Annotated in this window: 19 protein-coding genes and 1 other annotated feature; of the genes, 6 read left to right on the forward strand and 13 right to left on the reverse strand. The window is 49.1% G+C overall.

What is annotated here, in order from left to right; translation table 11 throughout:
- Positions 1–117: 117 nt before the first annotated feature.
- On the reverse strand, positions 118–1548 hold the full coding sequence (locus NHN17_RS12690) for an alanine/glycine:cation symporter family protein (RefSeq protein WP_255042930.1): 1431 nt from the start codon (positions 1546–1548) through the stop codon (positions 118–120).
- Between the two features lie 567 nt (positions 1549–2115).
- On the opposite strand from NHN17_RS12690, the gene NHN17_RS12695 reads away from it, so the two are divergent.
- Complete coding sequence (locus NHN17_RS12695; protein WP_255042931.1) at positions 2116–2298, forward strand: DUF3545 family protein; 183 nt, start codon at positions 2116–2118, stop codon at positions 2296–2298.
- 75 nt (positions 2299–2373) lie between these two features.
- On the opposite strand, the gene NHN17_RS12700 is transcribed toward NHN17_RS12695, so the two are convergent.
- The 3 genes from NHN17_RS12700 to nfo all read right to left on the reverse strand — a co-directional run bounded on the left by NHN17_RS12700 (position 2374) and on the right by nfo (position 4987).
- Positions 2374–2910, reverse strand: coding sequence for a hemerythrin domain-containing protein (locus NHN17_RS12700; RefSeq protein WP_255042932.1), 537 nt, complete (start codon positions 2908–2910; stop codon positions 2374–2376).
- Between the two features lie 123 nt (positions 2911–3033).
- A complete protein-coding gene (gene ung / locus NHN17_RS12705) occupies positions 3034–3708 on the reverse strand; it encodes a uracil-DNA glycosylase (RefSeq protein ID WP_255042933.1) in 675 nt (224 codons plus the stop codon).
- Positions 3709–4135: 427 nt separating this feature from the next.
- Entirely contained in the window at positions 4136–4987 is an 852-nt protein-coding gene (gene nfo / locus NHN17_RS12710; RefSeq protein ID WP_255042934.1) for a deoxyribonuclease IV, read from the reverse strand.
- Positions 4988–5531: 544 nt separating this feature from the next.
- Here nfo and grcA point away from each other — a divergent pair.
- Complete coding sequence (gene grcA / locus NHN17_RS12715; RefSeq protein WP_255042935.1) at positions 5532–5909, forward strand: autonomous glycyl radical cofactor GrcA; 378 nt, start codon at positions 5532–5534, stop codon at positions 5907–5909.
- A gap of 477 nt (positions 5910–6386) precedes the next feature.
- The gene (locus NHN17_RS12720; protein ID WP_255042936.1) at positions 6387–7595 is read left to right on the forward strand and encodes a dicarboxylate/amino acid:cation symporter; all 1209 of its coding nucleotides are present in this window, start codon (positions 6387–6389) and stop codon (positions 7593–7595) included.
- A 73-nt stretch (positions 7596–7668) separates the two neighbouring features.
- Here the strand turns inward: NHN17_RS12720 and thrC are convergent, their stop codons facing one another.
- The 3 genes from thrC to thrA are packed head-to-tail and all read right to left on the reverse strand — an operon-like array spanning position 7669 to position 12372.
- The gene (thrC, locus tag NHN17_RS12725; RefSeq protein WP_255042937.1) at positions 7669–8952 is read right to left on the reverse strand and encodes a threonine synthase; all 1284 of its coding nucleotides are present in this window, start codon (positions 8950–8952) and stop codon (positions 7669–7671) included.
- A 2-nt stretch (positions 8953–8954) separates the two neighbouring features.
- Positions 8955–9911, reverse strand: a complete 957-nt coding sequence (gene thrB / locus NHN17_RS12730) for a homoserine kinase (protein ID WP_255042938.1) — start codon at positions 9909–9911, stop codon at positions 8955–8957.
- Position 9912: 1 nt separating this feature from the next.
- Positions 9913–12372, reverse strand: a complete 2460-nt coding sequence (gene thrA / locus NHN17_RS12735) for a bifunctional aspartate kinase/homoserine dehydrogenase I (protein ID WP_255042939.1) — start codon at positions 12370–12372, stop codon at positions 9913–9915.
- A gap of 71 nt (positions 12373–12443) precedes the next feature.
- Positions 12444–12563, reverse strand: a sequence feature (Thr leader region).
- A gap of 308 nt (positions 12564–12871) precedes the next feature.
- Between thrA and aceK the strand changes: the two genes are divergently transcribed.
- On the forward strand, positions 12872–14608 hold the full coding sequence (aceK, locus tag NHN17_RS12740) for a bifunctional isocitrate dehydrogenase kinase/phosphatase (protein ID WP_255042940.1): 1737 nt from the start codon (positions 12872–12874) through the stop codon (positions 14606–14608).
- A gap of 114 nt (positions 14609–14722) precedes the next feature.
- Positions 14723–15181, forward strand: coding sequence for a hypothetical protein (locus NHN17_RS12745; protein ID WP_255042941.1), 459 nt, complete (start codon positions 14723–14725; stop codon positions 15179–15181).
- Positions 15182–15401: 220 nt separating this feature from the next.
- On the opposite strand, the gene NHN17_RS12750 is transcribed toward NHN17_RS12745, so the two are convergent.
- Both NHN17_RS12750 and NHN17_RS12755 read right to left on the reverse strand, forming a co-directional pair.
- A complete protein-coding gene (locus tag NHN17_RS12750) occupies positions 15402–15911 on the reverse strand; it encodes a putative 4-hydroxy-4-methyl-2-oxoglutarate aldolase (protein WP_255042942.1) in 510 nt (169 codons plus the stop codon).
- Between the two features lie 71 nt (positions 15912–15982).
- Entirely contained in the window at positions 15983–16300 is a 318-nt protein-coding gene (locus NHN17_RS12755) for a DUF3293 domain-containing protein (protein ID WP_255042972.1), read from the reverse strand.
- Between the two features lie 478 nt (positions 16301–16778).
- Here NHN17_RS12755 and arcA point away from each other — a divergent pair, with 478 nt between their 5' ends.
- Positions 16779–17498 carry a two-component system response regulator ArcA gene (gene arcA / locus NHN17_RS12760; RefSeq protein WP_255042943.1) on the forward strand — a complete coding sequence of 240 codons (720 nt, stop codon included), beginning with the start codon at positions 16779–16781 and terminating at the stop codon, positions 17496–17498.
- A 93-nt stretch (positions 17499–17591) separates the two neighbouring features.
- On the opposite strand, the gene NHN17_RS12765 is transcribed toward arcA, so the two are convergent.
- From NHN17_RS12765 to mnmL, 4 genes are all read right to left on the reverse strand, one after another.
- Entirely contained in the window at positions 17592–18167 is a 576-nt protein-coding gene (locus NHN17_RS12765; protein WP_255042944.1) for a hypothetical protein, read from the reverse strand.
- A gap of 2 nt (positions 18168–18169) precedes the next feature.
- Positions 18170–20530, reverse strand: a complete 2361-nt coding sequence (gene arcB / locus NHN17_RS12770) for an aerobic respiration two-component sensor histidine kinase ArcB (protein WP_255042945.1) — start codon at positions 20528–20530, stop codon at positions 18170–18172.
- Positions 20531–20658: 128 nt separating this feature from the next.
- On the reverse strand, positions 20659–22578 hold the full coding sequence (locus tag NHN17_RS12775) for a sensor domain-containing diguanylate cyclase (RefSeq protein WP_255042946.1): 1920 nt from the start codon (positions 22576–22578) through the stop codon (positions 20659–20661).
- Positions 22579–22667: 89 nt separating this feature from the next.
- Positions 22668–23612: a tRNA modification radical SAM protein MnmL/YtqA gene (gene mnmL, locus NHN17_RS12780; RefSeq protein ID WP_255042947.1), complete on the reverse strand. Its 945-nt coding sequence runs from the start codon at positions 23610–23612 to the stop codon at positions 22668–22670.
- Between the last annotated feature and the right edge of the window lie 244 nt (positions 23613–23856).

Genomic DNA, 23856 nt, shown 5'->3' on the forward strand with positions numbered 1-23856 from the left:
GATACATGGATGTGACTGAAGAAATTAACGAAAACAGGATGTTAAGTCTTCAGCAACAGTTAAAAGGAACATAGCGTTTCTATTACTGCTATCGTCAAATTCGATGGCTAGCGTAAATCACCCCTTTTTAGGCTGATCCCAGATCCCTTCTTCTAGCTGAGCGTGTAGCTCAGGGTAATCCTTGCTATCAAAGGTAGGGACTTTCCCTTGCTTGAGCTGCTGGTTGTAATCCTTGGCCAGTTTCACCACTGTACCGGACAGCAGCACAATAGCTATCAAATTGATTATCGCCATCATCCCCATTGACACATCCGCCATGGCCCAGACCGTCGGCAAATCGGCCACCGCACCGAACATCACCATACCCAGTACCACAAACCGGAACACGGTCAGGCCCGCTTTATGGTTGTGCTCGAGGAAAATCAAGTTGGTTTCGGCATATGAGTAATTGGCCACCAGGGAGGTAAAAGCAAAGAAGAAGATCGCCACGGCAATGAAAATGGCCCCCCAACCGCCCACCTGAGAGCTCAAAGCACGCTGGGTCAACTCAATACCAGTGATCTCGCTATGCGGGACATACTCGCCCGACATCAAGATAATCGCTACCGTCGCCGAACAGATCACAATGGTGTCCATGAATACGCCGAGCATCTGCACATATCCCTGAGAAGCAGGATGTGGTGGATAAGGCGTGGCGGAAGCGGCAGCATTCGGTGCCGACCCCATACCAGCTTCATTGGAGAACAAGCCACGCTTGAGGCCATTGATCATGCCCTGAGCAATAGTGTAGCCCAACGCCCCCGACGCCGCTTCTTCCAGGCCGAACGCACTACGGAAAATCAAACCCAGCACTTCAGGTAGCTTGCCAAGGTTGGTAAACATGATGAACAGGGCAAGCACCAGGTAACACAGGGCCATCGCAGGCACCAGGATCTCGGCAGTACGGGCAATCGTCCGCAGGCCGCCGAAAATAATCACACCGGCCATCACCACCAGCACAACGCCGACATAAGCCGGGTTCCAACCGAAGGCGACATTCATCGCAAGGGTGATCGAATTAGCCTGAACCGAGTTGAAGACCAAGCCAAACGCAATAATAAGGAAGATGGAGAATACAACCCCCATCCAGCGCATGCCCAACCCTTTTTCCATATAATAAGCAGGGCCACCACGGTAGTTACCGTCATCATCTCGGGTCTTGTAGAGCTGAGCTAGCGCGCTTTCGGCAAACGCCGTCGCCATACCCAACATGGCAATCAACCACATCCAGAAAATAGCACCAGGGCCGCCAAGCGTCAGCGCCACAGCAACACCCGCCATGTTACCGGTGCCGACACGGGCTGCCAGGCTGGTACACAGTGCTTGGAATGATGAAATACCTGACTTATCCGACTTACGACTGTTTTTCATCACGCTGAACATATGGCCAAAATGACGGAACTGAATAAACCCCAACCGATAGGTAAAAAACACGCCAACGCCAATCAGCAAATAAATGAGCACTGAGCCCCATAACAGATCGTTCAAAAAATTAATCTGACTTGACACGTCGAACCCTCTAGAAATCAATAAGTAGCTGAAGCCGGCCAATCAGGCCGCAAGCAAAAAGTATCGGTTCAGCCCGCTTGCCAACCTGACAATAATCTGCCGATTAAACAAAACAGTTACTACAACCTTAGTTTTATTATGTGGTAAAAGACAGCGGCACATGAGCCACGCCAGCCAGTGTGGGCCGCTATCCAGCGCAGCTAGATGTAGGCATGATGTTAACAAGAGGCTTAAGAAGATAGCCACCTGCCAACTTAACCTATTACGGTATAACTACAGATGGCAGATGATCATGCAAAGATAACCAGCAAAAATCAACATCCCTTACATGAATATTGCCTATCTCGCATAATACTGGCGAATTGAGTGTCGATCTTTGACTTTTCACACATCTAAGCAACGGCTAACCCTTTCTCTTTCCGGTGCTTTTTTATACAACCCCGCTCGCATTGGGACCTGCCGCACATAAAATATTCATCGTTAAGTAACATTTGCGAAACACATCAATTTTATTTTGGGTCTTGCTATGATATTTAAATAGAACCGATTGTAAGGAAGAGGTGCTCTATGGACAGCTATGCATTCGATGACATTCTTGCAACAGAAACGCCAAGACGCGGTGCTCGTAGCAAGCCGGTAAAACGCAAGTGGCGTGAAATTGAAGCGCTAAAAGATAGGGAAAGGTTGCGCCGTGAATTGGCTGATATTGATATGTTCAAAGATTCATCATACGAAGATATTGATTTCTAGCCTGTAAAGACCAAACGATCAACCAAAGAGCCGGCTCAGCGCCGGCCCTTTCATTTATATTGGTCACTCCGTCGATTATGCTTGCAACCGCTCAGCTAAATGACGGTAACGCTCGGTAACCTGGCCGCCAAATAGCGGGTCGCAATCGCACTTCTCATACTGTTGTGACACCGCCAGCCAATCCTCTTGGGTAAAGTGCTTACGGATCAAAGGTAGAATGTGTTTTTCCTCAAACTCCAAATGAGCAAACTGGCTAACAACAAAAGCATTGAGTTTTTCGGCAAACACATCGAGTGGGATCACCGCGTCCATCAGGATCATATCAACCGTATCGGCAAATTCCTGAGTTAATCTTGCCAGCTCTTCATGCTCTTTTTCCAGGCTTGCTACCTGACCAGCATTATCGGCATAGTGAGCTTGATAATAATGGTAGAGCACATCCTCTTTAGGATGGTGGCAACATTCGGCATGGTTCTGCAGATAATCCACAATGTCTTTGATCAGGCCATAGTTAACCTCTTGCCCATTTCGTATCGCGACCAACTTCTGTTGTAGGATCTTCAACAGTCGGCAAATATAACCATGTTCAGTGTGAATATCATCCAGCATCATTGCATAAACCTCCCAGTCAACTCCATTACTGAAAGTGTATATAAAGATGAAATAACGCACCTTGATCTTGGTTATTTAATGAGCAAATATTTTACATTATCCATACATCTTGACAAGTAAAGCTTAATCTTTCAGCAACCAGTTAATAGCTGGCTTATTCATCTGTCTTAATAGCTGATTAGTTTGAGAGAAATGCTTACAGCCAAAGAATCCTCTGTATGCAGACAATGGTGATGGATGGGCAGAACGCAGCACATGATGGCGTTCGGTATTGATTTTCTTTCCCTTCTTTTGGGCATGTGCGCCCCACAGCAAGAAAATAACGCCCTCGCAATGTTGATCAATCACTTCAATCAGGCGGTCAGTAAACACCTCCCAGCCAATCTTGGCATGCGAGTGGGCGTTACCCTGCTCTACTGTCAGCACAGTGTTGAGCAACAACACACCCTGCTCAGCCCAGCTCTGCAGGTAACCATGATTTGGCGGGACAAAGCCGTCGATATCCGTTATCAGCTCTTTGTACATGTTGGCCAGAGACGGCGGGATCTTCACTCCGGGGCGGACCGAAAAGCTTAAACCATGCGCTTGACCCGGACCGTGATAGGGATCCTGTCCCAAAATCACCACCTTGACCTCTGATAGCGGTGTCGCTATCAGCGCACTGAATACATCCTCTTGGGGGGGATATATATTTTTTCCAGCCGCTCGCTCTAATGCGACATATTGCTCCACTTGCTGGAAATACAGTTTATCGCGTTCGGCTTCTATGACATCTTGCCAGCTCAGTACAGCACTCATTTTCTGCTCCTCTTATACCAAACCCTGTGGTATTACTTTTGCTGCTTATTGTATGGGTTTAGCTGATAAAACAAAGCCCCTACCCACTCAACTGGATAAGAGGCTTATCAAAAGGAGAAGATGTGCACAGTATTCAATCCACTTGATAGCGCGCTTTAGGGGTAATGGGCGTACGCCAATGTCCCCGCCCCTGAATGTGGCGGTGAGCCTGTGGTAATCGTGAGGCGCCATAATTCAAAATCATCATTTCACTATTCATAACCTTTCCCTCTCTTTGCTTTATCACTAAAAGCAACTATGAAAGATTAGTGCCAAAGTTAAGATGAAGAAAAATAACCTTATAAAACAAACAACTTAAAAACATCACCCAATAAAACCCAGCCGACATTGCCCTATATTGGTGCTCGTTGATCCATTATTGCAAATATCATTCGGCTTCAGGAATAAACGAACGCAAGGTTGCGATTTCCTGTTGCCAAATATCTGGATTGATGGTTTCCAGTACCAATGGAATATTATCAAACCGGCTATCTTTCATAAGGTAGCGGAAGCAGTCCCAACCAATTTCGCCTTCCCCTAAACTATGATGGCGGTCAAGGTGACTCCCTAGTCCACCTTTAGAGTCATTAAGGTGCATACCACGCAGGTATTCCATTCCGATAACCTCATCAAACTCAGCAAACGTCTTATCCGTGGCCGTTTCACTGCGCAAGTCATAACCGGCGGCAAAGGCATGGCAAGTATCGATGCAGACCCCAATCCGAGATTTATCTTCAACCTGCTCAATGATGCTAGCCAGTTGCTCGAAGCGCCAGCCGAGGTTGCTGCCCTGCCCTGCTGTATTTTCAATCACCGCGACGACATTGGGTACCTCGGCGTGCGCAAGGTTGATGGACTCGGCAATCAAAGATAGGCAGTCATTCTCTGGCATTTTTTTCAAATGGCTACCAGGATGGAAGTTTAACAAGTGCAACCCCAACTGCTGACAGCGGGCCATTTCATCAATAAACGCATTGCGCGACTTTTCCAGCTTCTCACTCTCTGGTGCTCCAAGGTTTATCAGGTATGAGTCATGGGGAAGAATAGCATCAGGGCTGAAGCCGTATTGCTGGCACCGCGCCTTGAACGCCGTAACCACATCCTGCTCCAGTGGCTTGGCTGCCCATTGGCGCTGATTTTTGGTGAATAGGGCAAACGCATTGGCTCCAAGCTTGTTGGCATTTTCTGGTGAGTTATGTACACCTCCGGCAGCAGATACGTGCGCACCAATTAATTTCATTTTTTTCCTACTTTGACGTTTTTCATTTTAAGCACCGATTGTACGTTATTTATCAACGTCAGCGCTTACAGATTGATCGAGACAAGGATCCATTTTCCGAGAGGTTAGGGGAATGGCGCTCAATTTATGATGTAATTTTACTACAAATGATCCATTAAACTATTTTTTAAATGATAAAACATTAGTTAATCATCAATAAAAGTGCGGCTTATTTGACCTAGCTCAATAAAATCGCCCTTCACAATTTAAGGTTTTTTGTTGTAATTTGATCTGAATCAATACACAATCATCACCACCGAGGTATATAATACGCAACTCAACAAGAAAATTAAAAAACTAACGACATCCCCTGCAAGCGGAGATTGTGAATTATAACTACTAAAAAATATGGCTCATGACGGTTGGAACCTTTTGCTCACAAGGCTTCTCATTATCATAAATACCGACATCCGGTCATATTTTTCACTAGTCATAATTTTGCAAAATCAGGCTTAAACCTCAGGGGTTAGGTCATAAAAATAAGTCTTATACGGAGAAGAAAGTCATGATCCAAGGTATTCAAATCACCAAATCAGCTAACGATGACCTACTAAACTCAATCTGGTTGCTTGATTCAGAGACTAACGAAGCACGCTGTGTTGCCGCTTCTGCTGGCTTCGAAGCAGACCAAGTGATCCCGACTGCGGAACTAGGTGAGTACGAGTCGCGCGAAGTCGCTATCGAAGCACCCGCTAAGATCGAAGGCGGTCAGCACCTGAACGTTAATGTTCTTAAGCGTGAAACACTGGAAGATGCAGCTAACCACCCAGAAAAATACCCACAGCTGACTATCCGTGTATCTGGCTACGCGGTACGCTTCAACTCTCTAACTACCGAGCAGCAGCGCGACGTTATCGCTCGTACTTTCACTAACAGCCTGTAATTACAGCTTCTGTTAGCAAAAACGGCACCTACGAGTGCCGTTTTTTTACGCCCGTCTTTCACCGTTTCAACCCACACCGCTTATACCAAGCTACATAAATATTTGATCAGCCTTGCCTGCCACCCAATATCTGTACCCACAGGCAAAAAGTATTGAACAACCATTAAATTAAGTAAAAAATCAGAAAATAAATCTACACTTCTGTCAATAGCAGACTATTTCCCTGCTACTTTTTTTGCTTGCTAGCACGCAAAACCCGCCAAATGTTACTAGCAGAAGTTCATCACCTTAATTTATGTCAAAGAATTAACCATTATGAAGGGAATACCTGCAAACACTTTTAATTTTGCTGCTAGTACGACATAAAAAGCCCGCTTTTTTGGCATCCCTTACCGGGAAGTGATACAACACCCTCCGCCAAATTAGAACGCATTAAACCCTTAATATTTTTCAAACTCCTCAATCGGAACTTTGACGATGAAACTTATTCTAAAACTTCTTGCAGGTATTGTGGCAGGTATTCTTGTCGGCCTGTTTGCTCCTGATTTACTAGTGCAAATTCTTATTACCATGAAAGCACTGATCAGCCAGCTGATTGGTTTCACTATTCCTTTGTTGATTCTATTTTTTGTTACTAGCGGCATTGCCAACCTACCGAAAAACTCCGGCAAACTACTCGGTAAAACAGTCGGCCTGAGCTATCTATCGACCATGGGGGCTGGTGCAATGGCTTACTTGGTTGCCAGCCAGGTATTGCCATCCGTACTGCATAGCCCGGGTGAGGTTAGCGATGCAGTACGTACCTTATCGCCATTGATTGATCTGAAGATCCCACCAATTATGGGGGTGATGACAGCCCTCGCTGTTGCCTTTATCTTTGGTTTAGGGATCACGGCGACCAATAGCGACACCATGCGCAAATTGAGCGACGAAGGCCGCAACATCATCGAGCTGTTCCTTTCAAAAGTCATGGTGCCATCACTGCCGTTCTACATCTCGGGTGTATTTGCCGATATGACAATACAAGGTACCGTGTTCTCAACCCTGAAAACCTTTACCTTCGTACTCGTACTCATCATTGCTCTGCACTGGTTATGGCTAAGCCTACAGTTCCTAACAACAGGCGCACTGCTGGGCCGTTCACCATTTAAGCTTTTAAAGAACATGCTGCCGGCTTATATAACAGCGATTGGTACCATGTCTTCTGCGGCCAGCCTGCCGGTAACCTTGCGCCAAACTCAAGCAAACGGTGTAAAGAAGCCAATTGCCAACTTCGTGGTGCCGCTTTGTGCCAACATCCACATGTCAGGTTCAGCAATTAGCATCACGTCTGTCTGCGTTGCGGTTATTTTGGTAACTGGGAACGCCACCGTTCCGAGTTTCATTGAAGCTTTGCCGTTTATCGGCATGCTGGGCATCACTATGGTTGCCGCTCCGGGTGCACCGGGTGGTGCCGTCATGGCCGCTGTTGGCTTACTCGGTTCTATGATGGGGTTTACCGAAGCCATGATAGGTCTGCAAATCGCCCTGCACCTGGCACAAGACGGTTTCGGTACCGCGTGTAACATCACCGGTGACGGTGCGCTAGCATTATGGGTCGACAAATTTGCTGACGAAGCGGTGAGTGGGGAGACGGGTGTGACTGGCACTGAAACCGATGCCACTAGCAGCGAGCAAGTCGCCTAATCAAATGCGATAACATCAAGTACTAAAAAAGGGAGCTCGGCTCCCTTTTCGTTTTGCGAGATAAGAGTTCGCCTTACTGGACGCTACGCAGTACCGCCTTCAGCTGGTCAAAGTCGTTATCACGCTCGACCGACAACAACTCCATGGCATTGTGCTTAGCCAATGGAGCTGGCAGGTCGATATCCTTGCCCAGGATCTCATCAACCACTTCTTTGAACTTGGCGGGGTGAGCGGTACACAGGAATAAACCGGTTTCGCCTTCGGCCAGCTGCTCGTTCAATACACGATAGGCAATGGCACCGTGCGGCTCGCACAGGTAACCTTCCTGCTCCATCTGGCGCAACGTCTCAGCCGTCTGCTCATCATCGACAGCCCCGTAGCCAAGTTCATCAAGGCCCCAGCCTTTGAGGCGGCAAAGCTCTTCGATACGCGGCCAGTTGTTAGGCTGGCTCACATCCATAGCATTGGAGATAGTCGGTACCGTTGGTGCCGGCGCCCACTCACCAGTCTGCAGGTAACGCGGAACGGTATCATTGACATTGGTGGCGGCAATGAAGCGTTTCACTGGCAGGCCGATGGCTTTTGCCAGCAGGCCCGCAGTTAAGTTACCGAAATTGCCACTCGGTACCGCGATGACCAGTTCTTCTCGCTGCTCTTTCGGTAATTGAGCAACGGCTTCGAAATAATAGCAAACCTGCGCCATCAAACGGCTAATGTTGATTGAGTTAGCTGAGTTCAGGCCAACTTCCTTACGCAACGCAGCATCATCAAACGCTTGTTTAACCAATGACTGGCAGTCATCAAATGTACCTTCGACAGCAACGGTAGAAATATTACCGCCTAGAGTACAAAACAATTTTTCTTGCAACGGGCTGATCTTACCCTTCGGATACAGGATAACCACCTTGATGTTGTCCATACCGTAGAAGGCGTGGGCCACAGCAGCACCGGTGTCCCCGGATGTCGCTGTCAGGATAGTGATTTTGCCATCGCTGTCAGAAACGGCGGCCAGTGACTGGGCCATAAATCGGCCACCGAAATCCTTGAAGGCCAGTGTCGGGCCATGGAACAGCTCAAGGGCGTACACCCCTTCCTTGACCGACTTAACCGGTGCAGTGAACTGGAACGCATTGCCGACCATCTGGGAGACAGTATCAACGGCCAGCTCCTCACCGATAAACGCCGATAGAATTGCGGTACTCCGGCTGACAAAATCTTGCTCCAGCAACGCATCGACATTGTCGAAAGACGGCAGCTCCGCTGGGAAAAACAAGCCTTGGTTACTTCCGAGACCTTGACGTACCGCCTGGCCGAAAGAAACCTGCTCTTGATGATCTTTTAGGTTATATAGCTTCATGGTTACAGCTCACTTCCTGTTACTTTTGAGCCCTGTCCGTCCAAACGACAGACATGGACAAATCCTTCTTCATTCTGAACATAATGATCTTGCAACCATCGTGCAATACGTTTTGCGACTTCGAGGTCATCACACACGGTAAACATGGTAGGCCCCGAGCCAGAGATCCCACTAGCCAGAGCGCCAGCTTCCAGCGCATACTGCCGTGCATTGCCAAAACCGGGAAGTAAACGTTCACGGTATGGCTCGGCTACCACATCTTTGATCATTTTTGCGGCCAGCGCTGGCTGCTCTGAATGGCAAGCATGGATAAAGCCCCCTAAATAGCGGCCATGGGCAATGACATCCTGACGACGGTACTGGGATGGCAAAATAGCCCGCGCTTCCGCAGTCGGCACCTTGATGCCTGGGTAGGCCATCACCCAGTACCAGTCATCAAAACAAGGAACCGACTGGCTGATAATACCCAGCTCCTCGACCATGAATTGTAAGCCCCCCAAATAGCAGGGGGCTACATTGTCATAATGCAAGCTGCCGGAGATCTCCGCTTCCATCTCGCCCATCAGAGCCAATAACTCAGTCTCATCAAGCGGCTGATAATGAAAGCGGTTAAGCGCATCAAGCGCTGCCACAATAGAGCAGGCGCTCGATCCAAGGCCTGAGCCGATGGGCATGTTCTTTTCTAAAGTCAGGGCCACAGGCTTGAGCGCTACACCTTTCTTATCAAGCTCACGGGCAAACACCTGCCAGCAACGGTAGACAATATTCTCTTCTGCTTGTTTAGGCAGTTTATCGACAAATGCTCCGACGCAGTTCAGCGAGAAAGACTGCTCACCCTCTGCGGCCAAAACTCGATCGCCCAGCAGGGTACCATCGATAGGGGACACCGCGGCGCCCAACACATCAAAACCAACACTGACATTACCAATCGATGCCGGTGCATAAACCACTACACTCATCTTAAACTCCTAGTTTCCAGCCCAGCGTACGCATCAAGTCGGCAAATACCCCTGCGGCCGTCACTTCAGTACCTGCACCGTAACCTCTCAACACCAATGGGATTGGCTGGTAGTAGCGGCTGTAGAAAGCCAGCGCATTCTCACCATCCTTGATTTTAAACATCGGATCATCCGGATTCACGGCAGCCATCTTCACCGCACATTTACCGTCTGTAATTTCACCGACATAGCGCAGTACCTTACCTTCGCTCGCGGCTTCTTCTATCAGTTTGGCAAAGTAGGCATCGGCTTCAGGCAGTCGGGCCATGAAGTCATCAACAGAGCCCTTGGCATCAAAGCCCGGCGGTAGAGCCTGCTCGACAACCACATCTTCCAGTTCCAGAGCCATACCCGCTTCCCTTGCCAGGATAAGTAGCTTACGGGCCACATCCATCCCCGACAGATCGTCGCGTGGATCCGGCTCGGTAAAGCCATTGTTACGTGCAACTGTCGTCGCTTCACTGAAACTCATACCTTCATCCAGCTTGCCGAAAATGAAGGACATTGAACCGGACAGAATACCCGAGAAGCGCTCGAGCTCATCACCGGCAGCCATTAGGTTCTGGAGGTTTTCAATCACCGGTAGGCCTGCACCTACAGTGGTGTCATACATGAACTTACGACGCATTGAACGTGCCGCCTGGCGGAGCTGCTGATAATAGGCCATGCTGGCCGTATTGGCTTTCTTGTTCGGAGTGATCACATGGAAACCTGCCGATAGAAAGTCGACATACTGCTCGGCAATCCCCTGATCGGAGGTACAATCAATCACAATCGGATTGATCACATGGTGTCGCCTTACCAATTGGATCATCCGCGCGAGGCTCAGCGGCTCAGAGGCCTGGCCCATCGAATCACGCCAGTTGTCCAGCGGCAGGCCATTGTTGTCTAGCAACAAGCCCTTACTGTTGGCCAAGCCGCATACCCGGATCACAATACCATTTTCGGCCAATTTGGCCTGCTGACGCTGGATTTGATCCACCAGTTCGCCACCAACACCGCCAACACCGATCACGAACACGTCGAGGAAATGCTGACTATTGAACAGGTTCTCATGACAGGCCTTTACCGACTCTGACACTTTGTTATCCGGGATCACCGCGGAGATCGCCCGCTCAGAAGACCCCTGAGCAATGGCCACAATGTTGACATCCACTTCCGACAGCGAGGTGAAGAAGCGCGACGCCACACCACGGGAGGTACGCATACCGTCACCGACCAATGTCACGATAGCCACGTTGCCCATAAATTCTACCGGCTCAAGCAGGCCTTCTTTCAGCTCCAGTTCGAAATGTTCCCTGAGCGCACGCTGAGCCGCCAGCTTGTCTTCACTCTCGATACAGAAGCTGATGCTGTACTCTGACGAAGACTGAGTGATAAGAACAATCGATACACCGGCCGAAGACATGGCACCAAACACGCGGGCCGCCATACCGACCATACCCTTCATACCCGGACCGGACACATTGACCATGGTCAGATCTTTAAGGGTAGTGATCCCCTTGATATCCAGCTTATCTTCACCGGTATCAAGACCAATCAAGGTACCGTCACCTTGTGGGTTAAAACTGTTTTTGATCAGGCAAGGAATGTGGAACTGAGCAATCGGGGCAATGGTTTTCGGGTGCAAGACAGATGCTCCGAAGTAAGACAGCTCCATCGCTTCTTGGTAACTCAGAGACTTCAGTAGACGTGCATCAGGTACCAAACGGGGATCACAACTATAAACACCATCGACATCGGTCCAGATTTCACAACTCTCTGCGCGCAGGCAGGCAGCCAATACTGCCGCTGAGTAATCAGAGCCATTACGGCCAAGAGTGACCAATTCGCCTTTTTCGTTACCGGCTGTAAAGCCCGGCATGATATTGATATGATCTTTCGGCAATGGATTTTGACGGAAGTTTTGGGTCGAGGCTTCAATATCAACATGAGCTTCCAGATATTCACCGTGCGCCAGCAGGTAAGCAACCGGATCAATCAAGCTGGCCTGATGGCCCTTAGCCTGCAGCAATGACTGCATAATAACAATCGAGAGCCTTTCTCCCTTGCTAATGATTTTGGCGTAAACATTATCAGGGCATAAGCCCAGTAATTTAATACCGTGAACGTATTGCTGTAACTGGCCCAGTGAGCTTGCTAATTTGGTATCCAAAGCCGCTTTATCAAAACCCGGTTCAACCGCTTTAAGTCCTGCCAACAGTTCATTGAATACCGCTTCCAGATCGGCCAATTGTACATCCGCTTCACCAAACTGGATGCTATTTTCAATGACCGATACCAACTTATTAGTGACCTTTCCCGGTGCCGACAGCACCACAGATACCGGCCCTTGCTGAGCATTACTGGCAATGATATCTGCTGCCCGAGAAAACCTGTCAGCATCGGCCAACGATGAACCACCAAACTTAAATACTCGCATTCCCTACTCCCACAACTTCCTAAAACGTACCCCTGGGCGCTACGTTGCCACTCCAGGATGAAATATCTGGTCAAAAAAAAGCCCACATCGTTTTGGGATGTGGGCTCTTTTCTGCAATTCTTTTGCGCATCAGCCCACCCCAGCAACCATGGTGCCGGTAATAATAATGGTGATTGTATTCATGCTGAATGCGTTAAACATAGCTGTCCTAAACAGATACTCGATAATATGTATGCATTTACGTTTACCGTAATCACCTACCGGAGTCAACTTTATTCTTATCGCCTTTTGTTGAAATAACTATCAAAATGCAGCTAATTAGCACGTTATCGCCATACCATAACAGTATAATTAGCATCAAATTATTGCAGTTACCCAAAACTCCATGCATAGTAGAAACGGTGAATAATTAATCAAAATGGAATAGTCCGCCAATTAAAGGCGACACCGTGCCGGTACTTATAGGCTAACTTCACTTCTGTAGAATTAGGGAGCCCGGATGACAGCAGCAATGGAACAACTTGTCGCACATACGATACTGCAAGGTTTCGATGCCATGTATGGTCGATTTTTGGATGTCACCGCCGGTGCACAGGAACGTTTCGAAAGCCAGAATTGGCCGGCGGTCCAGCAGGCGCTCAAAACCCGTATTAAGTTCTACGATCACCATGTTGGCCTTGTTACCAGCCAAATCACCATTATGCTGGGCAAACGCTATGCCAACCATGCCTTCCTGATGGCAGTGAAAAACGCCTACGAAGATCTTCTGCTCGACTATCCCCGCTACGATATTGCCGAGAGCTTTTTCAATTCCGTCTATTGCCGGATCTTCGAGCACCGCAATATCAAACGCGACAAACTCTTTGTTCATAGCTCGCAGGAAGACCGGGTTCCGACCTACCCAACTAACCTAAGCCGTTTGTACAACACCGGCGCGAGTCTCGATACCTTGCTGGCGCGGATCCTTGACGATACGCCATTCAGTCTGGAGTGGGAGGACAAACAACGTGACATCCAACTGCTCGGCGAACGCATCAGCCACCACCTAGCTGCATTCGGTAATCCCCCCCCAGTCATAGAGATGATCCGTGAACCTTTTTTCCGTAACAAGGCGGCTTATCTGGTTGGCCGGATCCGCTTCGACGACCATCACCATCTGCCTATCGTGCTCCCTATTCTCACCACGGACGAAAACAAACTGGTTGTCGATGCCTGCCTAGTGGATGTCGATGCGGCCAGTATCCTGTTTGGTTTCGCCCGCTCTTATTTCATGGTTTACGCGCCCGCACCAGCCGCCTTGGTACGCTTTCTGAACGAACTGATGCCCAACAAGACCAAGGCCGAACTCTATACCGCTATCGGCTGCCAAAAGCACGGTAAAACCGAGTTGTACCGTGAATTCCTGCACCATATCGAACACTCCGATGACCAGTTCGTTTTGGCACCGGGGATCAAAGGGATGGTCATGTCCGTGTTCACCCTGCCGTCCTACGGATTCGTGTTCAAGATTATTAAAGACAAATTTGCACCACAAAAAGAGATAAGCCATGCCGTGGTCAAGGAAAAGTATCGGTTGGTAAAAGAGCATGATCGAGTCGGCCGAATGGCCGATACCCAAGAGTACCGAAACTTCAGCTTTGACCGTGAACGCTTCAGCGATGAATTACTGGAAGAGTTACTTGAAGTTGCCCCTTCAATCGTCAAGGTTACCGAGAAGCAGATCCTGATCAAACACCTCTACATAGAGCGACGTATGATCCCGTTCAACCTCTATGTTGAACAGGCAAACGATGATGATCTGCGCCATGCGGTCGACGAATACGGCAAGGCCATCAAGCAACTGGCAGCCGCCAACATTTTCCCCGGCGATATGCTATTTAAAAACTTCGGCGTGACCCGTCACAAGCGGGTGGTATTCTATGACTACGACGAAATCAGCTATATGACGGAGATGAACTTCCGCCACATCCCGCCTCCACGTTACCCGGAAGATGAAATGGCAGCAGAGCCTTGGTACAGTGTTGGAGTCAATGATGTTTTTCCCGAAGAATTCAGAACCTTCCTGCTGATCAACCCGAAGGTACGGCAGCTGTTCAATGAACTACACAGTGATCTGTTCGAACCCCATTACTGGCAGCAGCTGCAACACAATATCAAAGAAGGGCAATTTGACGATGTTTTCCCGTACAGCAGTCAGCAACGACTGACGGGCCAAAAAAGACAACTAGAAAACTGACAAAATGTCTCAGCAATGAAAAAGCGTTGTTTCAATTATGTACTACTTGACCTAGTATTATTTTGATAAGGATAAACACAAAAAAACACAATAAAAAAACAGGGAAGGTGATGAATGCGTACATGGCTAATCACAATTGCCCTGCTGGTAGTGGCGTTACCAACAACAGCAGCAGAAAGCAGACTATTACAAATACTGGACGATAACTCATCTTCTGGGTGGTTTATGTCATCCCAGTCCAAGGGAGCAGAGCAGTTCGATCTGTGGCAAATCGACAGCGGCTATGCCTATTCTATTTCAGACAATACCGAGGTCTACCTCAGTACCCGACTGAAAAGCGGCAACGAAAGCCAGGCGGCCAGCCGTGGGATGTTATCAGGCGTGAAATATAGCTTCACCCCTAAGCTGAGTTTACAAAGTGCCGTAACTTCTGAAACACAAGACCAAGACACAGTAATGGGTGTAGAGGTAACAAGTAATTATGAAGTCACGGAAAAGCTCAATTTACATGCCACCCTCGACTACGAAGGGCTTGAGCAAATCTACCAGTTCGGTATCGGCTTTCGATTCTAGCGATCGACCACCACTCATCGACAAACGCCTGGCTTTGCCAGGCGTTTTGATATGGTTAAATATCAAGGGCTAGGTATTATACCAACCTACATAAATATTTGATCAGTCTTACAAGTTAAAATCGCTGTTCTCTACGTTAGATATTTTGTAATTAGAGCAACTAGTTACTGCAACATCTGCCTTGATAACAACGATTTTTCCAGTGCAAATACTTGATCAACTACTTATCCAGATTGGTATTAATCACCGAGAGATCCAGTGGCTGTTTGCTAAATACCACCCCATTAAGATCGGCATACAGCATATCACCAGGGTACACCAGGGTATGGGCTACAGTCAGAGTCACATTTTCCTCTCCGGTCTGTCGCTTGACCGTTTTGACCGGACAGGTCGCCAGCGCCTTGACGCCGATATCTAGAGTAGAAATGATCCCGACATCCCGCACCGCACCGTTAATAATGATACCTTCCCAACCATTTTTCTGGGCCAGTATCGCCAGTTGATCACCCAACAGCGCTTTGCTGCAAGAGGCGTGGCCATCAATAAACAACACCTTCCCTTTACCGTTACGGGAAAGTATATCGCGCACCATGCTGTTATCTTCAAAGCAACGCAAGGTCACCACCTCGCCGTAGAATACGCTATGCCCGCCATAGTTCTGTAAGCTCAGCGGCAACCAGCGTACATCCTGTTCAAAGTTATCGCACAAATCCGGGGTCAAATCTTTCATTGCAGGCTCCTTTATTATCTTTGTGGTCTTCCCTCTCTGGGCCGAGTCATCCCCCGATCCTTGGGGCTACGTTAAGTGTAGAGAAAGCTAGACCAATCACCCAATCTTTGTGTCTGTACGCCTTCGAGCAAAACCGGCACTAAAAACAGCTCGTTATCTTCCACCCAGTAAATGGCATTCTGCTCCCAGCGAGCAGCTTCCCGGCATGCCGCCTCTTGGGTCATGGGAACCACAAAGCCCAGCTCCTGCCATTGCCCATCAGGTGAACGGCAGCTTACGGGCAATATCTCAGCGCATTGCATCCTAAGTGACAGTTCCAGCTGGCGATGGCGAACTAGGTTGCGTTTATCACTAAGAACAATGCTTCTCGGGTTAAATGCTGTTAGAATTGCAAAGTAATGGTAAGCAGGGTGTTACCCGATGTTAAAGACGATCGACTGATAGCTACACCACAGCGAGTTTTTTTCACACATAAAGAACGACACCCAAAAGACGATGCACTTTTTTGTAGCGAATGTTAAGCAAAGTGAAGAGTCGTAATGCGCTTCACTCTGTTTGATGTAAATCAATAAAGTGCCCGAAAGCAGCCCGGAAACAAAACGCTTATATTGTTAGCGAGCTGTTAAGTGAATACAATCGTCGCCATCCCACGGAAATTGTAGCCAATGCCCCTTAGTTTGGGCTTTTTCAGCGAAAATCATCATTGCTTGATGAGCTGGATAAATGGATGGCGTACCAACAGGTTTTGTGAGCAATACAATAAAGCACGTATTTCTCCCAAGTTTTTGCCTGTATGTGAATTTTTTATATAGAATTTTACTATTCTGTTTTTGACCAGATTCCGTTTTGAGAAATTAGGTACTGCCAATGCAAACCCCTCACATTCTAATTGTAGAAGACGAGCACGTAACACGTAACACCCTTAAAAGCATCTTTGAGGCAGAGGGTTACACTGTTTTCGAAGCCAATGATGGCGCAGAAATGCACCAGATGCTTTCTGAGCACCCTGTTCATTTGGTGATCATGGATATCAACCTACCAGGTAAAAATGGCCTGCTTCTTGCGCGCGAGCTTCGCGAGCAGGGCGATATGGCGTTGATGTTCCTGACTGGCCGTGACAACGAAGTAGACAAAATCCTCGGTTTAGAAATCGGTGCCGATGACTACATCACCAAGCCGTTCAACCCTCGTGAGCTGACTATCCGTGCTCGTAACCTGCTAACTCGTGCCATGAACCAAGGCTTGCCAACGGAAGACAAGCGCATGGTTGAGCGTTACGAGTTCAACGACTGGTCGCTAGAAATCAACAGCCGCTCTCTGGTTAGCCCAAGCGGCGATCAGTTTAAGCTGCCACGCTCTGAGTTCCGTGCCCTGCTTCACTTCTGTGAAAACCCAGGTAAGATCCAGACACGTGCCGAGCTACTGAAGAAAATGACCGGCCGTGAGCTTAAGCCACACGACCGTACCGTTGACGTAACGATCCGCCGTATCCGCAAACATTTCGAATCAGTGTCTGATACCCCGGAAATTATCGCGACGATCCACGGTGAAGGTTATCGTTTTTGCGGCGATCTGGAAGAAGAATAATTCCATATCCAACGCACACATAACAAAAAAGGCTCCTTCCGGAGCCTTCTTTGTATTCGCTGAAGTAAAGCCGTTGTTCACAGTCCCACCCGATCAGAACACCTGGCTGATCAACACACCGCGCTGAATTAACACCTGCTCTTGACCTTGATAGAGTACCGTTACCGCAATATCAGCCTTGCTGCCCGGTAGCCATTCAGGCCCCCCACGCAAGCTTACTTCCAAGCTCATTTCGCCTTCCGATCGAACGTCAAGGTTCTCCTGCCCCAACCATTGCTGCTCTTCCTGCGCTACCATCACCTGCAGTATTTCCACCCCTTTAGGTAGTGGCTTCATATCACGCGTCAGCAAGCGAATGGAGGCATGCAACTTATTGGCAGGTTGACTACCGTCGTCACCGATCACCGGCATACTATTGAGCCACAATTCACTGCCCAGATAGACGGTAGCATCCGACAACACCAGCTCTTGCGGTGACTGCCAGATATCAACTTCTGCTGGTAAAGTGGCCGGCACATCCTCAATCTGAGGCTCTACCTGCTCGGCTTGTTCCTCGGCAGCAGTTGGCTGCTGACCTTCCGCCTCTTTGTCTTTTGTCATGTCACCGCATCCAGCAACGAAAAGAATCCCCGCAGCTAACAGCAATGTTTTTGCATCAGTTCGCATCATGCTTACTCCTGCTGGGCTAGCCAGTCTTTGAGCACCTTAAGATCATTGTGGTAGCCATCTTTGATTTCATCGACCCAATCATTGATATTCTCCCACCAAGCTGGCAATTCAGGAGACTGAGCCTTCTGGGCGACCTGCTGGATATGCTTGAGGCCAATAGAGCCCGCCGCGCCTTTTATCTTGTGCGCTTCAAACTTGATGCCATCCTGATCCTTGGCTGTCATGTTCGAGTCGAGGATCGCAATGTATTCCGGCATCTTGTCCTCAAACATCGCGATGCTGTCATACACCGGCTTAGTACCGACAATTTCCACATAGGACGTCAGCATTTCCAAATCCAGCAAGGTGTTGACCATCTCATCGCTGACTATCTGCGAGTTTTTATTTTCTATCACCAGCTCTTCTCCTTCTTCCTCATCCAATGGGCAAGTCAGTACCAAACGCTGGATCACTTCCGTAATAGCCTTGACGCTCAGCGGCTTGCTAAGTGCATCATCCATACCTTTGGCCAAATATTCACTCTTATCTTTAATCACATTAGCGGTCAGTGCCACCAGTGCTGGTAGATAATCAAACCGCTCGCGCAGTTTGGCTGCCACATCAAAGCCTGTCATATCCGGCAGCTGAATATCAAGCAGCACCAAATCATAGGCTTCAGGATCAAACATCGATAGCGCCTCATCACCACGCATCGCTACCGTCACTTCGTGACCCAAGCTTTCCAGCAACGCCTTGGCAACGGTAATGTTGAGCTCGATATCCTCAACCATAAAGATATTAAGGCTGATCTGCGGGGTGACTGGCAAGGCTTCCTCTTCCACCGCCAGCTCTACCAGTGGGACGGTAATCGTCACGGTAAACGTACTGCCCTCACCGACTTCCGAGCTGACCGTAATATCGCCGCCCATCATCTGTACCAACTGACGCGAAACCGACAATCCTATTCCGGTACCGACCGCATGCAGATTATCGTCCTCATCCTTCACCTGGTAATACATGGCAAAAATTTTGTCGAGCTCTGTCGCCGGGATCCCTATCCCACTATCTTCAACCTCGAAGGTAATATGAGCTTGCTGATCATCCACTTCACTACTGACCGACATCACCACACCGCCATCCTTGGTGAACTTGGTCGCATTGCTGATCAGATTCCACAGCACCTGGCGCAACCGGGTACCATCAACTTCAATGCACTCCGGCAATTCTGACAGCCTTTCTAAATCAAAGCGCAAGCCTTTCTGGCTCGCCATCAAGGCCGAGATATTCTCCATCTCGGCGACAAAGTCATGAAAGTCCAGAGGCTTGGGCATCAACTCAAGGCGACGGCGGTCTGATTTATCCATGTCAATGATATCATTAAAGATGTGCCCCAAAGTGATCGCGCTGACATGAATAGTGCGCATGTAGTCACTCTGCTCTTGGTCGAGCTTGGTCTCCAGCAACATCCGGCTCAGGCCAACAATGCCATTAAGTGGCGTGCGTAATTCGTGGCTGATGGTCGAAATGAATGCAGTCTTGTCTCGACTCGCTTTTTCCTGGGCATCTTGGTATTGCTTTCGCTCGGTAATGTCACGGCCAAAACCCATCAAGCCCAAGCGACGTCCATCACGGCTATAGAAAGGCACCTTGCGCAGTTCAAATATAGCCTTGCGACCATCAGGATACTCCAACCACTGCTCATAGGTCAGTGGGACATTATTCTGAAATACTTGCTGATCGGTCTCAGTAATTTTACGGGCGATCTCTTCGCTGTATACATCTCTAGGGGTAAGGCCAACCAGTTGCTTCTCGGTCCGGTTGGTCAGCTCTTCCATCGCCCGGTTACAACCTGAGAACTGGCCCTTTTCATTGCGGTGATAGATCAGATCCGGCGAGGCGTCGAGAAAAGACTTGAGCAAGGCGCTTTGTTCAGCCAGCTCTAGCTGAGCATTTTCGCGTTGGTAGACCTCGTTTTCCAGATCCCGTATCGCTTCCTGGCGGGCCTCTTCGGCTTTTTCCCGCTCTTCGATTTCTTGACTCAACTTGCTAATATTATCCTGCAGCTGCTTATTGAGCTGCATATCTCGTGAGCGCATTACTTCAAGCTTGGTGACCAGCTTTGACAAACGCTGACGGGACTCTTCGAGCTGATCCACCACCACCGAGAGAAAATAAACAGCCCAAGGAGTGATCAGCAAGCCGAAGAAGACAGAGCGGACAATATCAATATCTAGCACTTCCCCCTGCAACACCAAGGTGACGCCTATTTGCACCACAACGGCAAGGGCGACGAGGGCCAATGCCAGTAACAAACTAAACCTTACCAGTCCGAGTTTGACTAGCAGATCAACGTAATATTGTGCCAGTACTTTGATTTGTTTCATTATTGCTTCCTAATCACTGCCGCTGTCCCATCATAGGGGCGAGCGACCGAGAACCCAAGCAGGCATTTCCCATTCGCCTGCCGTCCTTCACACTTTGATTGCTCGGTGATACCAAGAGCCGCTATGGGCTAGCCAGCCTCTTTCTCAGACATCGTCATGGTACAGTTCCGCCCTGCTGCTTTGGCTTTATATAACGCCACATCAGCCAGTTCCACCAGCTCTCCATAATCCTGGCTAGGTTGAGGGATCAGCGTCGCCACGCCCAGACTCACCGTCAGCGTAGTTGCAATATCAGAATAGCGATGGGTCAGCCCCTTTTCGGCCAGAGCCTGATGGATTGCCGTCGCGACAACCTCACCGCCATCCAAGCTGGTGTTGGGCAACAGAAACGCAAACTCCTCGCCGCCGTAACGGGCGACCTCATCGGTCTCGCGTTTGACCACACTGCGCAGTACCTTGGCCACTTCACGAAGAGCAAAGTCCCCTTGCTGATGACCGTAGTTATCGTTAAAGGCCTTAAAGTAGTCAATGTCACACAGGATCAAGGTCAGCGGGTTCTTTTCGCGGATATGGCTATACCACATTTTTCGCAGCTGCTCATCGAAACTACGGCGGTTGGCGACTTTGGTCAAGCTATCGATAAAGCTGAGTTCCTGCAGTTCCATAATGGCATCAGCCAGTTGCTGCTCGGCCATTTTGCGCTCAGTCACGTCCCGCGCCATCATCAGCACACCGGTGGTACCATCAGTTGGATCCCGGTAAGGTGATTTGAGCACCTCGTACCAAATTGGCGTTCCGTCCTCGAGAATAACGTAATCATCCGTTTTAACACTGATCCCCTGCTGGATCACCTGCTGATCTGTCTGGCGGAAAAGTGCCAGCTTATCGGGCTCCAGTACATCAGCAGAAGATTTCCCTAGCAGGGATTGCTGAGTGTAGCCGAGCGAGCGGGCAAACGGCTCATTACAGCCGACATATACACCGTGTTCATTATATAAGGCGATAGGATCCCGGCTGGCACTGAGGATGGTATCGAGCAGCGTATTGCGCTGGGCCAACTCCTGCTCCGTCACTTCCCGTTTTTCAATCTCACTTTTCAGCACTTCCTGCATCTCATGCCAGTCAGTCACATCGTGGCTAATACTGAGAGTACCAATGGCCTCCCCACTATCGCCTAGTAATAAATTACAATTGGTCTCCAACAGTCGACTCGAGCCATCCGGCGCAGTGGTCCAGGTGTGGAAAGCGCTGTTACTGAGCGAGCCGATCCCTAACTCTTCGGCAATCCCTTCATCTACACGCCCGCGCCAAAAGCGGTCAAACGCCTTATTGGTACCGATAAGAACACCCGATTTATCTTTGAAATACACCAGCTCGGACAAAGAGTTAAGAACCTGATGGAAGATCCGCTGCTCATTTTCCATCTTCACTTTTTCACCATGATTGGAACGGGACGAATCGATAAACAGCAGCCAACAAGACTGCCACTGGCAACGGATCGACAGGCCTGATATCAACAAAGGGATCAACGTGTCGTTGCACTGAAACCTAGCCTCATTCACTTCCTTGAAGCTTTTCAGGCCGGCAAAGGGGCGAAGGCGGTCACACACCATCTGATCACAGAGGCCATCAGGGTAGAGGTAACGATCGTTGAGCTTACGGACCCCGAGTAACTGGCGACAGGGCTTGTTGCCATAAACCAAGTGGCCGTCTTTCTTACGGACTACAGCAACGGCAATGGGCATGAGGGTCAGTTGACCGTGTAAACGGCGGAAAGAGCCAGCTTCAAGGTGATGCAGCAGCAAGGCCAGCAAGCCACCACCGATAGCCAGTACGAGGATCAACAACGAAAAAAGCAAAGCCGAGTTATCGGCCTGAAACCAATGGGAAGAGGATGAAGCATAAGAGGTTGGCGCAAAAACCGCCAAGCCCGTGGGCGCCAAGCGGCCGATAAATCCCCACAGCTGGCATCCCCCGCAGCGGGCCAGTAGGGTTAACATTGTAAGCGACAAAGGACTAACAGAGCGTTCCTGACAGGAAGTATGCATTGATTTTCGTAGTTAACATCATTTTACTCGTAATCTAACACACTTACTGCTGCAACCGCTATGACAGCCCTGCCGTCTGGCCCCATGTTTTAGCTTGTTTGACGTACCGGCGGCGTATATTCAAATGGCTTACCCAGCGCAGTGCCCTGGCCACCATGCTGATCCAAATTACGGCCGATCTCTGTCATCGCCAACCAACGGTTTTCACACCACTCGGGGGCAAGTAACGTTGGCTTACGGGCGCTGGCTGAGACCCGGTGGTAAACCACCTCAGGCGGGGTCAGGCGGATCATTTCTGCCGAGATTTCGGTGTAATCCTCAAGGCTCAGTTCGGCCAGTCGACCGGCTTTCCACGACAGTCCCATAATGCTCCCCTCAACAATATGCAGTGGGTGCAGCTTGATACCATCCACACCGGCATCAACCACCTTACGAACAGTATCGAGGTTATCCTCACGGGTATCCCCCGGCAAACCGACAATCAGATGGGCACAGACTTTCAGCCCCAATGCCCGCGCCCGCTTGGTAATGGCCTCGTAGCACGCAAAGTCATGGCCTCGGTTAATCCGCTTGAGGGTTTTGTCGTTGGCGGTCTGCAAGCCCAACTCTAGCCAGATCTCATAACCTTGTTCACGGTAACCCGCCAGTAGCTTAAGCACTTCATCAGGCACACAGTCAGGTCGGGTACCGACACACAATCCAACAATGTCAGCAGCTTCCAAGGCTTCTTCATACATGGCTTTTAATGTCTGCACCTCTGCGTAGGTGCTGGTATAGGCCTGGAAATAGGCGAGGTAACGCTTGGCACGGTCAACTTCGCCTGCACGTTGAGACAACTGCTCGGTGATCGGTTTGTGCTGAGCCTGCTCATCAGCAAAAGAGGCGACATTGCAAAAGGTGCAACCGCCACGGCCAATAGTACCGTCACGGTTTGGGCAGCTGAAGCCACCATGCAAGGTCAGTTTATGCACCTTTTCTCCGTAGCGACGCTGTAGGTCTTGGCCTAATGTGTTCACGAGCTCATGCAGCTGCATCTTGTCACCTAGTCATTTAAGGGGTCGAAAAAAGCGGCACAGGTTAGCACCATTGGTTTTGTCAAAAGTTGTGCGAGAACAATAAAGGCGTTTTTTTCACCACGTTTAGGCTGAGAAAAAGAATGAAAATTAGCAACAACATCACCTTGTACTACTTTGGTCTAGCACTCATTCAAGTAACCACACAAAAACCAAGATCCAAAGTTTCGCTATGCACATAGATAGCTATTTTCGAATAGATACG

Source organism: Photobacterium pectinilyticum, assembly GCF_024357955.1.
Taxonomy (GTDB): domain Bacteria; phylum Pseudomonadota; class Gammaproteobacteria; order Enterobacterales; family Vibrionaceae; genus Photobacterium; species Photobacterium pectinilyticum.

Bases quoted from the DNA above. Each gene is read 5' to 3' on its own strand.
- NHN17_RS12695 (WP_255042931.1), top strand. From the start codon at position 2,116: ATGGACAGCTATGCATTCGATGACATTCTTGCAACAGAAACGCCAAGA.
- NHN17_RS12700 (WP_255042932.1), bottom strand. From the start codon at position 2,910: ATGATGCTGGATGATATTCACACTGAACATGGTTATATTTGCCGACTG.
- ung (WP_255042933.1), bottom strand. From the start codon at position 3,708: ATGAGTGCTGTACTGAGCTGGCAAGATGTCATAGAAGCCGAACGCGAT.
- nfo (WP_255042934.1), bottom strand. From the start codon at position 4,987: ATGAAATTAATTGGTGCGCACGTATCTGCTGCCGGAGGTGTACATAAC.
- grcA (WP_255042935.1), top strand. From the start codon at position 5,532: ATGATCCAAGGTATTCAAATCACCAAATCAGCTAACGATGACCTACTA.
- NHN17_RS12720 (WP_255042936.1), top strand. From the start codon at position 6,387: ATGAAACTTATTCTAAAACTTCTTGCAGGTATTGTGGCAGGTATTCTT.
- thrC (WP_255042937.1), bottom strand. From the start codon at position 8,952: ATGAAGCTATATAACCTAAAAGATCATCAAGAGCAGGTTTCTTTCGGC.
- thrB (WP_255042938.1), bottom strand. From the start codon at position 9,911: ATGAGTGTAGTGGTTTATGCACCGGCATCGATTGGTAATGTCAGTGTT.
- thrA (WP_255042939.1), bottom strand. From the start codon at position 12,372: ATGCGAGTATTTAAGTTTGGTGGTTCATCGTTGGCCGATGCTGACAGG.
- aceK (WP_255042940.1), top strand. From the start codon at position 12,872: ATGACAGCAGCAATGGAACAACTTGTCGCACATACGATACTGCAAGGT.
- NHN17_RS12745 (WP_255042941.1), top strand. From the start codon at position 14,723: ATGCGTACATGGCTAATCACAATTGCCCTGCTGGTAGTGGCGTTACCA.
- NHN17_RS12750 (WP_255042942.1), bottom strand. From the start codon at position 15,911: ATGAAAGATTTGACCCCGGATTTGTGCGATAACTTTGAACAGGATGTA.
- arcA (WP_255042943.1), top strand. From the start codon at position 16,779: ATGCAAACCCCTCACATTCTAATTGTAGAAGACGAGCACGTAACACGT.
- NHN17_RS12765 (WP_255042944.1), bottom strand. From the start codon at position 18,167: ATGATGCGAACTGATGCAAAAACATTGCTGTTAGCTGCGGGGATTCTT.
- arcB (WP_255042945.1), bottom strand. From the start codon at position 20,530: ATGAAACAAATCAAAGTACTGGCACAATATTACGTTGATCTGCTAGTC.
- NHN17_RS12775 (WP_255042946.1), bottom strand. From the start codon at position 22,578: ATGCATACTTCCTGTCAGGAACGCTCTGTTAGTCCTTTGTCGCTTACA.
- mnmL (WP_255042947.1), bottom strand. From the start codon at position 23,612: ATGCAGCTGCATGAGCTCGTGAACACATTAGGCCAAGACCTACAGCGT.